At 34.3% G+C, this 10,393-nt stretch carries 13 protein-coding genes and 2 tRNA genes; 12 read left to right on the top strand and 3 right to left on the bottom strand.

Annotated elements, in window-relative coordinates; translation table 11 throughout:
- Positions 1-111 precede the first annotated feature (111 nt).
- Positions 112-193 (bottom strand) — tRNA-Leu (locus tag ONG78_RS00210).
- Positions 194-449: 256 nt separating this feature from the next.
- Between ONG78_RS00210 and ONG78_RS00215 the strand changes: the two genes are divergently transcribed.
- A complete protein-coding gene (locus ONG78_RS00215) occupies positions 450-1,049 on the top strand; it encodes a BON domain-containing protein (protein ID WP_010406846.1) in 600 nt (199 codons plus the stop codon).
- A 73-nt stretch (positions 1,050-1,122) separates the two neighbouring features.
- Here the strand turns inward: ONG78_RS00215 and ONG78_RS00220 are convergent, their stop codons facing one another.
- A complete protein-coding gene (locus tag ONG78_RS00220; RefSeq protein WP_264377404.1) occupies positions 1,123-1,362 on the bottom strand; it encodes a hypothetical protein in 240 nt (79 codons plus the stop codon).
- A 403-nt stretch (positions 1,363-1,765) separates the two neighbouring features.
- Positions 1,766-2,617: a peptide chain release factor N(5)-glutamine methyltransferase gene (gene prmC, locus ONG78_RS00225; protein ID WP_264377405.1), complete on the bottom strand. Its 852-nt coding sequence runs from the start codon at positions 2,615-2,617 to the stop codon at positions 1,766-1,768.
- A gap of 441 nt (positions 2,618-3,058) precedes the next feature.
- Between prmC and rpsL the strand changes: the two genes are divergently transcribed.
- The 11 genes from rpsL (at position 3,059) to rplL (ending at position 10,388) form a co-directional block, all read left to right on the top strand.
- Positions 3,059-3,433: a 30S ribosomal protein S12 gene (gene rpsL / locus ONG78_RS00230; RefSeq protein ID WP_264374994.1), complete on the top strand. Its 375-nt coding sequence runs from the start codon at positions 3,059-3,061 to the stop codon at positions 3,431-3,433.
- 5 nt (positions 3,434-3,438) lie between these two features.
- The gene (rpsG, locus tag ONG78_RS00235) at positions 3,439-3,915 is read left to right on the top strand and encodes a 30S ribosomal protein S7 (protein ID WP_264374993.1); all 477 of its coding nucleotides are present in this window, start codon (positions 3,439-3,441) and stop codon (positions 3,913-3,915) included.
- Positions 3,916-3,936: 21 nt separating this feature from the next.
- Positions 3,937-6,012 (top strand): elongation factor G, encoded by a 2,076-nt coding sequence (gene fusA, locus ONG78_RS00240; RefSeq protein WP_264374992.1) that lies wholly within the window; start codon positions 3,937-3,939, stop codon positions 6,010-6,012.
- A 12-nt stretch (positions 6,013-6,024) separates the two neighbouring features.
- A complete protein-coding gene (gene tuf / locus ONG78_RS00245) occupies positions 6,025-7,197 on the top strand; it encodes an elongation factor Tu (RefSeq protein WP_264374619.1) in 1,173 nt (390 codons plus the stop codon).
- 12 nt (positions 7,198-7,209) lie between these two features.
- Positions 7,210-7,282: transfer RNA gene (locus ONG78_RS00250), tRNA-Trp, on the top strand.
- Between the two features lie 19 nt (positions 7,283-7,301).
- A complete protein-coding gene (gene secE / locus ONG78_RS00255) occupies positions 7,302-7,502 on the top strand; it encodes a preprotein translocase subunit SecE (protein WP_007301991.1) in 201 nt (66 codons plus the stop codon).
- On the top strand, positions 7,492-8,328 hold the full coding sequence (gene nusG / locus ONG78_RS00260; RefSeq protein ID WP_052264680.1) for a transcription termination/antitermination protein NusG: 837 nt from the start codon (positions 7,492-7,494) through the stop codon (positions 8,326-8,328). Before secE ends, nusG begins: the two co-directional genes overlap by 11 nt.
- 2 nt (positions 8,329-8,330) lie before the next feature.
- Positions 8,331-8,771, top strand: a complete 441-nt coding sequence (locus tag ONG78_RS00265; RefSeq protein WP_010406829.1) for a 50S ribosomal protein L11 — start codon at positions 8,331-8,333, stop codon at positions 8,769-8,771.
- 4 nt (positions 8,772-8,775) lie between these two features.
- Positions 8,776-9,429 (top strand): 50S ribosomal protein L1, encoded by a 654-nt coding sequence (gene rplA / locus ONG78_RS00270; RefSeq protein WP_264377406.1) that lies wholly within the window; start codon positions 8,776-8,778, stop codon positions 9,427-9,429.
- Positions 9,430-9,441: 12 nt separating this feature from the next.
- The gene (rplJ, locus tag ONG78_RS00275; RefSeq protein ID WP_007301987.1) at positions 9,442-9,960 is read left to right on the top strand and encodes a 50S ribosomal protein L10; all 519 of its coding nucleotides are present in this window, start codon (positions 9,442-9,444) and stop codon (positions 9,958-9,960) included.
- A 26-nt stretch (positions 9,961-9,986) separates the two neighbouring features.
- The gene (gene rplL / locus ONG78_RS00280) at positions 9,987-10,388 is read left to right on the top strand and encodes a 50S ribosomal protein L7/L12 (RefSeq protein WP_007301986.1); all 402 of its coding nucleotides are present in this window, start codon (positions 9,987-9,989) and stop codon (positions 10,386-10,388) included.
- Positions 10,389-10,393 lie beyond the last annotated feature (5 nt).

The following is a 10,393-nucleotide window of genomic DNA, read 5'->3' on the forward strand; positions in this document are numbered from 1 at the left end:
TTTAACAGAATTTAAGTTAAATACAATCCTTAAGAACAGGTTCTTATACAAACAAAAGTGTACTTAGTGATTATAAATTTTCTCTTAAAACCTGAGTTACATGACTTTAAGTGCGGATAGAGGGACTTGAACCCCCACGAGCAAGCTCACCAGGACCTAAACCTGGCACGTCTACCAATTTCGCCATATCCGCAAGAACCCTTCATTAACTTATAGATAACCACTTCTGTCATCTTATGCAATTTAAAGATTAGATTTTAGTACCACAGACTGAACTTATAATACTGGTTAACTCCACTATGAATCTAAGCCTGAATTACTTTAACTAACATTATTGAGATAAGTACTGTCTTAGAAATATTCAAGGCCTATTCAATTTATAGTATTTACACAATAAAAAAAGCTTATTAATATTCTTTAATCAAAGCTCTAAACTCTGGAAATTAATAATGAGATTAATAGCAAGCTTCTTACTCGCAATTTTTCTGATTACACAGAGTGGCTGTACGACTCTTGTGAGTGGTATAGTGGTAACAGCAACTGCAGCGGCTACAGCAATAACAATGCAAGATAAATCCTTGGGAAACATTATTGATGATACAACTATAGTAATAAGAATCAATAAGGGACTCTTAAAACACGGACTGTTCTCATCTATAAAAGTTAAAGTGAGTGAAGGAAGAGTATTACTCATTGGAAATGTTGATAATCATGAAAAGCAACTCACAGCAGAGAAAATAGCTTGGCAGCAAAAAGAGATTAAAGAAGTGATAAATGAAATAAGAGTCACACCAATTAAAATGGCTTCTATGCTAGATGTTACTGTAGATGGTATGATAACAGCAGAGATAAGCACGAGGCTTCTGGGAAAAAGAAATATTAAATCAATTAATTATAGCGTTAATACAGTTGATAGAGTCGTTTATTTGATGGGTATAGCTCAAAATAAGGCGGAATTAAAAGCTGTAATAGCAATTGCAAGAAAAGTAAAAGGAGTAAAGCAAGTTGTAAGCTATGTGAGATATAGACATAGCAAATTGCGTCATTGATGAAAATTTACTTGAGTGTTAGTACCATGTAGCTAAGCCATAAAACTCCTTTACAAATTTCGTCAGTTCATTCTTATGGTATGTATAACAATGTTACAAAAAATAATATCATAGAATTCAATAGAATAATTCCTAGAAAATCTCTACATACTAAAAAAAGTAAAATGCTATTTAACACTCCCAAGCTTAAGAATAAATAGCAAACATCTATATCTTGTGCGATATGGCGTTTTATTCCTGAGATTTTTTTACCAGCGTCATAGCCTTTTTCTTCATCAGTGTCTGCGTTCTTTACACTCTGAGTGTCAATCATGCAAAAGCTGATTTTTTTCTTTCCAAACATTGTTTTGTCGGACCACACTAACTATTTTTTTTAACATGCACTCCAAAATACTTTTTTTTATTTCCTTTTACTTTTTCACTCCATTTTTGAAATAATCATAACAATTTGGCCATTTTGGAAACTCTTTTGGTAGCATCCTCCACTGATAACCACTTTTTAGGGCTTACAACACTCCGCAAATATATCATACAAATCAAGTTTTCTTGGTTTTGTTTTTTCCACAAGACTCCAGATCTGGTGAAATAATCTCAAACTTCTCTCGACTTATGTCACTTGGGTATACACTCCTCATATATCCTAATTTATACACTCTATTTCTTACTTTATGCCTTTCTTGAGATTATGAACGGGTTCTTAGAAAGCTAGCGTTCTACTAGTCATGTTCTTTATCTTGCTTTACAACAATGCATCTTTTCATTCCAGCCAAGTCGTATACGTATTCCTGAAAAACCAGTCCATATAAGGGTATTATTTTGTCAATATTGCTTTGATCTTCGCCTATTTCCAATATCGCAAACCCATCTTTTTTAAGGCGCTTTTTCAATATTGGAAAAATACTCAGGTAACAGCTCAATCCATCGATACCACCATCAAGAGCAATTCTTGGCTCTTTTTGCACTTCAGCTTGCAGATCTTTTAACTTACTTCTTTTAATATATGGAGGATTGCTTATTATGAGATCAAATAAATCTCTGCATTCTGTCCACGAATTTGGAAATATTTTAGCTCTGTTGAGAAGATTATGTTTCTTTGTGTTCTGGCAGGTAATTTTGTATGCTTCCAGGCTTTTTTCAAAACCAACTCCAATAGCATATTCATACTCACTAAGTACGGAGATCAACAAACAGCCTGTGCCTGTGCCAAAATCTGCAATTTTTATTTTTTGCTTCTTATTTTGGTAATATTTTAACACTGTTGAAATTACTGTCTCACTATCTGGCCTTGGATCTAGAACATGTTGGTTAACTATAAAATTTTTACTCCAGAATTCACGATTACCTATTATTTGCGATATTGGATATCTTTCTGCTCTTTTTTTTGTTAATTTCCAGAATAGAAGTTCTTTGTTTCTTGGTACCTGATTGATGTGATTCATGATTGTGAATGATCTTTCTACTCCAAGTACGTACTGCATGATGATTTCACAATCCAAATGTGGTGATTCAATTCTATGTGATGATAGTAGCTTTGACCCTTCTTTAATTAAAGCGCTGATTGTTTTCATTATTCTAAAAACGTGTTCCTTGTATGCAAGAACAGCAAAATTGAGTATAGAATTTTGAACTTAGGGTAGCTGCATTAAATCTAAGTTCAAGAGTAGGATTGTAAAAATCATCCGGCTTTACTGGTAATTCGGTTAGTTCGGTTGGTATTTTTGCATTAATGTTAGAAGCTCTTGGCTCTATTATAAGCATTATTTTCTGCATATTCTTTGATAGCCATCATAGTATATTACTTGTTCCATATCTATATTAATTCGACCACAGCAAGTGATAATTTCTTAATATTAAAACCAATATGCGCTTTAGCATATAATTATCAGTAGCTTTCAAAGCAATTAGGCTGAGATTATTAGAGTAGTAATGTTTATTTTTATATTGACTATTGAGGTTTATTATTTTATAACTAAGACTTAGTTATTTTTAGAGTTTTAAGTTTACAGTATATGCCTACGATAAATCAATTAATATGTAAAGGTAGATCAGGGTTAACGCGCAAGAAGAAGGTGCCAGCTTTGGGAAAATGCAATCCTCAAAGAAGGGGTGTTTGCACTAAGGTATATACTACAACTCCTAGAAAGCCTAATTCAGCACTACGTAAGGTAGCTAGAGTAAAGATTAGTGGATACGGTGAAGTGACGGCTTATATACCTGGCGAAGGTCATAATTTACAAGAGCATTCCGCTGTTTTAATACGTGGTGGGCGAGTTAAGGATTTGCCGGGTGTACGTTATCACATAATAAGAGGTGCTCTTGATCTACGTGGCGTGCAAAATCGAAAGAAAGCTCGTTCAAAATATGGTGTAAAGAAATCTGGTTAAAATTTATGGCACGTCGTAATAAAGCAAAAAAAAGAACAAGCCCTGACTCTCGTTATGGTAGTGTCTTGCTTATGCGTTTTATTAATATAATTATGAAATGTGGTAAAAAATCTATTGCAGAAAAGATTGCTTATAGTGCTTTGTCCTTAGCTGAAAAGAAAATAGGCAAAGATGCCTTATCAATTTTTGAAACAGCAGTAGAAAATGTTACCCCTTCTATAGAAGTACGCTCTCGGCGTATTGGTGGTGCAACTTATCAAGTCCCTGTTGAAATTCGTCAAGATAGAGCAATTTCTTTGGCATTAAGGTGGATTGCTAGAGCAACTTCTTCTGCTCGAAAAAAGAGCGGTAGAACTACTGCTTATTGTTTGCAGTCTGAAATATTAGATGCTTATAATAAATCTGGTGGTGCATTTAAGATGTGTGAAGAAAAGTATAAAATGGCTGAAGCTAATAAGGCATTTTCTCATCTTCGTTTTTAATATTAGCTGATTGATTGTGGTATGGAAGTTTTAATATCTAGGTATAGAAATATAGGAATAATGGCTCATATAGATGCTGGCAAGACCACCACAACAGAGCGTATTTTATTTTATACTGGTAAACAAAATAGGATTGGTGAAGTGCACGATGGTGCAGCTTCTATGGATTGGATGGAGCAAGAGAAGGAGCGTGGCATTACAATTACCTCTGCTGCAACAACATGTTTTTGGAATGATCATAGGATTAATATAATAGATACTCCTGGTCATGTTGACTTCACTATTGAAGTTGAGAGATCTTTGAGGGTTTTGGATGGTGCGGTTGCTGTATTTGATGGAGTTGCTGGAGTTGAGCCTCAGTCTGAGACAGTTTGGCGTCAAGCTGATAAATATACCGTTCCTCGTATCTGCTTTGTTAATAAAATGGATAGAATCGGGGCAAATTTTTATCGATGTGTCGATATGATAAAAACGAAGCTTGGCGCATCACCTTTAGTTATTCAGTTGCCAATAGGAAGTGAGAAAGATTTTAAAGGCATAATCGATCTTATTTCTATGAAAGCTATTATATGGCAAGAAGAAACATTAGGCGCTAAATTTTCTTATGAAGATATTCCTTCTGATTTGCTTGATAAGGCTCAAGAGTATCGAAATCTTTTATTAGATGCTGCAGCTGAAATGGATGATGAGGCGATAAATACTTACTTTGAATCTAACAATCTGCCAATTGATTTATTGAAAAAGTGTGTGAGAAGCGGGACCATTAAAGGAAAATTTGTCCCTGTATTATGTGGGTCAGCTTTTAAAAACAAAGGCGTGCAATCACTTTTAGATGGTGTGGTTGATTTTTTACCCTCTCCTATTGATGTTGATGTAATTATTGGAACTGATCCTAAAGATTCAGAAAAGAAAATTGAGATCAAACCTTCAGAAAAAGAGAAATTCGTTGCTCTTGCGTTTAAAGTGATGACGGATAAATTTGTAGGTAGCTTGACGTTTATTCGTATTTATTCCGGTAAGTTAAAATCTAAATCTGCTGTGTTAAATGCTGGAAAAAATGAGACTGAAGGAATTGGTAGAATGTTGCTTATGCATGCAAATAACAGAGAAGATATAAACGAAGCTAAAGTTGGTGATATAGTTGCCTTGGTTGGATTAAAGAAAACAATTACTGGTGATACTTTATGTTCATCTGATTTTCCTATACTATTAGAGCGTATGGAATTTCCTGATCCTGTTATTGAAACTGCTATAGAACCGAAAACCACCTCAGATCAGGAAAAATTAGGTGTTGCTTTGAATAGATTGGTTGCAGAAGATCCTTCTTTAAGGATGTCAGTAAATGCGGAGAGTGGGCAGACTATATTGAAAGGTATGGGTGAGCTGCATCTTGAGATTATTATTGATAGAATGAAGCGCGAGTTTAATGTTGAAGCTAACGTTGGTGCGCCTCAAGTTGCATATCGTGAAACTATCACTAAATCTGTTGAAATTGATTACACTCATAAAAAACAATCAGGTGGTGCTGGTCAGTTTGCTAAAGTTAAAATAAAATTCGAACCTCTTGAGCCTGGTTTTGGCTTTCAGTTTGAAAGTAAAATTGTAGGCGGTGCTATTCCAAAAGAGTATATACCTGGAGTGCAAAATGGCTTAGAGTTGATAAAAGAAGGTGGTATAATTTCCGGCTTTCCATTGATTGATTTTAAGGCTACTCTTCTTGATGGTGCTTTTCATGATGTTGATTCTAGTCCTTTGGCCTTTGAACTTGCTGCTAAAGGTGCTTTTAAGGAAATGGCAAATAAAGCTGGTCCAAAAATGCTAGAACCTATAATGAAAGTGGAAATCATTACTCCTGAAGAATATATGGGTGATGTTATGGGTGATATAAATAGTAGAAGAGGCAGTGTTGTTGATATGCTGGATTTAGGTAATAATAGCAAAATAATTACTGCTTCGGTTCCTCTTGCAAATATGTTTGGTTATATAAATGTTTTGCGTTCTATATCTCAGGGAAGAGCTCAGTATAGTATGCATTTTTCTTGTTATGAACAAGTGCCACAATATGTGGTTGATGAGTTAAAGTTAAAGTATAATTAAAGGTTAGTAATTATGACAGCGATAGTAGAAGCATTTGGAAAGCCGCATGTAAACGTGGGAACGATAGGACATGTGGATCATGGGAAGACAACGTTAACAGCGGCGATAACAAAGCATTATGGTAATTTTGTAGCATATGATCAAATAGATAAAGCGCCAGAAGAAAGAAAGAGAGGGATAACAATAGCAACAGCGCATGTTGAATATCAAACAGAAAAGAGACACTATGCACACGTTGATTGCCCTGGACATGCTGATTATGTAAAGAATATGATAGTAGGTGCAGCACAGATGGATGCAGCGATATTGGTAGTCTCAGGGGTTGATGGGCCGATGCCACAAACGAGAGAGCATATATTGCTGGCAAAACAGGTGGGTGTTGGATATATCGTGGTATATATAAATAAAGCTGATGTTGCTGATGCTGATATGATAGATTTGGTGGAAATGGAAGTGAGAGAGTTGCTGAGTAAGTATAAATTTCCAGGTGATGAAGTGCCTGTGATAGTTGGGTCTGCGTTAAAAGCATTAGAGGATGATAGTAGTGAGTATGGAAAGAAATCAATAGATAAATTGATGGAGAAGTTAGATGAGTATGTGGTAGCACCTGAAAGGCCTATAGATTTGCCGTTTTTATTGCCAATAGAAGATGTATTTTCAATATCGGGCCGAGGAACGGTAGTAACAGGAAGAATAGAGAAGGGGGAGATAAAGACAGGGGATGAGATAGAGATAATAGGTCTGAAAGCGACGCAAAAGACGATATGTACTGGTGTTGAGATGTTTAAGAAGTTGCTAGATAAGGGAAGTGCAGGACTCAATGTGGGAATACTACTAAGAGGAACAAAGAGAGAAGAAGTGGAGAGAGGGCAAGTATTGGCAAAACCAGGGACAATAACCCCGCATAAGAAATTTAATGCGGAGGTGTATATATTGAAGAAAGAAGAAGGAGGAAGGCATACACCATTTTTTGGAAATTATCAGCCACAGTTTTATTTAAGGACAACGGATGTAACTGGGAGCATAAAATTGCTAGATGGAAAGGAGATGGTAATGCCAGGGGACAATGTAAGTATAGAAGTGGAGTTGAAAGTACCAATAGCAATGGATAAAGGATTACGTTTTGCGATAAGAGAAGGTGGTAGAACTGTTGGTTCTGGCGTTGTTTCGGAAATTTTAGAGTAAACTTTGAATTATAGGAGTGTAGCTCAATTGGTAGAGCGCTGGTCTCCAAAACCAGAGGTTGTAGGTTCAATTCCTATCGCTCCTGCATTAATATTATGGTAGAAATGTTAAAAAACCTGTATGTTTTTTTTTGCGATATAAAGCAAGAAATAAGGAGAATTGCTTGGATAAAAAAACAGCAGGTATTGTCATCTTTGTTTATTGTAATAACTGTTATATTATGCTTTTCGATTTTCTTTTGCTTCGTAGATTTTATGTCTCTTTACGTAATTAAGACTTTATTTGGAATTATTTATGGAATATAAGTATAAATGGTATATCATTAAAGTCGATTACGGGTATGAGAAGGATATATGCGAGTTGGCAACCAATACTGTTTACTTTAAGGAGGTGTTTATTCCTTATCAGACAGTATGTGATGTAAAATCTGATATAAAAGAGTTATGTGAAGTATATATATGTATGCATCTGTGTGATGAAAGTAAAAATATTTTGAATCAAATGACTGGGTTTTGTGGTGATGAGTCTGGTCATTTTGAGATGATTTCAGATGATGAGGTAATTTTAAAACGTAAGGAATTTAATAGATATAAGTGGTACATTTTAAGAGTTGCCTCTAATTATGAAGAGAAAGTGCGCCAATATATATTAGAAAATTCTATGAGATTGAATATTAATAATTATTTTAATAGGGTTTTTATTCCTTGTGAAGAATTAAGTGAGATGGATTTAAAATCTAAAAAAAATGCTAAACGAAGGAAGTCCTTTCCTGGTTATGTCTTTTTATACATGAATTTATGCGATGAGGTATTAAATTTTATTAATAATATACCAAAATCTCTTAAGGTTTATGGATTTTTGAAAAATGGTAATGTTCCAAAGGTGATTGAGGATAATGAGATTCGCTCAATGTGTAGTGCGCTTTACAATGCTCAAGAAACGAAAAAGTTGAGTTATGGTTATGAGAAAGGTGAAAAAGTAAAAATTAATGATGGTCTTTTTCAAAATTTTACTGGTAAGGTAGATATGGTAAATGATGAGAAAAAAATTATTAATGTTGAAGTATCAATCTTAGGTAAGCCAACAATAATAGAGCTTGATTTGGCTCAAGTAGAGAAAATAGAGGATTAATTATGAGTAATGTAGTTGCTAAGATTAACTTGCTTATGGAAGCTGGAAAAGCAGTTCCAGGACCGAAAATTGCTTCAGTACTTGGCCCGCGTGGTATACCTGTTCCTAAATTTTGTGAAGCTTTTAATAAAGCTACTAGCGCTGCTAACGCTAGTTATAAAGTAGGTGATTTAGTAACAGTGAGAATTTCCATAAAGGATGATCGCTCTCATGATTTTACTGTCAGCGGTCCGCCTGTGGCTTATTTGCTTAAGCAGGAAGCTAAATTAAGTAAAGGTTCTGGTAATTCTGGTAAAGAATTAGTGGCTAAATTATCTATGTCTGCTATCATTAAAGTGGCAAAGTGTAAGATGGTTGATATGAAAGTGGATAATGAAGATTCAGCAGTGAAGATGGTTATAGGCACTGCAAAATCTATGGGTATAGAAGTTGTGGAAGGTTAGGTAAATGAGTACATATAATGATAATTTTAAGCAGTGTTTGGAGAAGATTGTTGAGTCTGCTTCAGCAAAATTTAATGAATCAGTTGATATCGCAGTCAATTTAGGTGTAGATTCACGTAAATCTGAAGAGCAAGTGCGTGGTACAGTAGTTTTGCCTAAAGGTATCGGAAAGAATATTAAAGTAGCTGTTTTTGCTCAAGATAAACATTTATTAGAAGCTGAAAAAGCTGGTGCTGATATTACAGGAGGAGAAGATTTAGTTGAAGAGATAAAAAAAGGTAGAAAGTTGAATGTTGATTGGTGCATCACTACTCCTGATTTCATGGGAAAAATCACTCCTATTGCAAAAGTATTGGGTGCTAAAGGGTTGATGCCTAACCCTAAATTTGGTACTGTGACTTCTAACATTGCGGAAGCTACTAAAACCATTAAGTCTGGTCAAATAAAATTCAGGACGGATAAAAATGGGGTTATTCATGGTAAATTAGGAAGTACTAAATTTGATATTGATGATTTGCTGGAAAATTTAAAAGCCTTTCTTAAAGTAATTAGAGACAATAAACCTGCTTCTGTGAAAGGAGTTTACTTTAAAAGCGTTTTTTTAAATTCAACTATGGGTAAAGCTCATAAAATAAACAAAGTAGAAGATATAATTTAAGGGAGCGAAATTGTGAAGCGTAAAGATAAGGATGAATTTATACAAAACATAATGAATGTGTTTGTAAATAATGATTTCTTAATATTGGTAAATTTCAAGTCTATGAATGTTAGCAATTCATTAATTCTTAGGAATAGTCTAAAATCTGTAATGGGTGGGATGTTAGTAGTTAAAAATACTCTAGCTTGCTTGGCTTTGGAAAGGACTGGTAAATTTTCTTATTTATCAGGTAAATTTTCTGGTTCTGTTGCTATTATATACTCTAGCGCTATAGTAGAAGCTGCAAAGTTAATAGTTGATTTTATTAATGCTAACAAAGAAAAAATGTCTGTGATTTGTGCGGCTCATATAAATGAATTATTAACAGTGGAAGATGTTAATAAATTGGCTAAGCTTCCCTCTCTGGATGAATTACGTGTTAAAATTATGCGTTTAATATCTTATGATATTCCTGCTCGGTTAGCATTGTCTATTAATTCATCTTCTATGAGGCTTATGAGAGTTTTGGATTACTATAGTTCTAAAAAATAAATTTGTTGTTAAATAAGGTGGTCAGTATGAATAATGTAACAAGTGATTTGGTTGATAAAATATTATCTTTAAATCTATTAGAAGCTTCTGAACTTGTAAAAGTTCTAGAAGAAAAAATAGGGTTGCCTAGTGGTTCTTTTCTTGGTGGAGCTGTTGGTGCTGGGGTGCCTATTAGTGATAATGCTAATGCTCCTGTTGCTCAAGAAAAAGCTGAATATAAAGTTGTAATCAAAGAGATTGATGCAAGCAAAAAAATAGGAGTGATTAAAGCTATTAGAGAAGTTAATTCTACATTGAATTTAAAAGAAGCGAAAGAATTAGTTGAGTCTTTACCCAAAGATTTGACTGCTAATGTTTCTAAAGACGAAGCAGAAAAAATAAAGCAAAAACTTATTGAAGCAGGAGCAACTAAAGTTGAGCTTGAATAAAATGT

Origin of the sequence: Wolbachia endosymbiont (group B) of Philonthus cognatus (genome assembly GCF_947179345.1) — a bacterium.
In the GTDB taxonomy this organism is placed as follows: domain Bacteria; phylum Pseudomonadota; class Alphaproteobacteria; order Rickettsiales; family Anaplasmataceae; genus Wolbachia.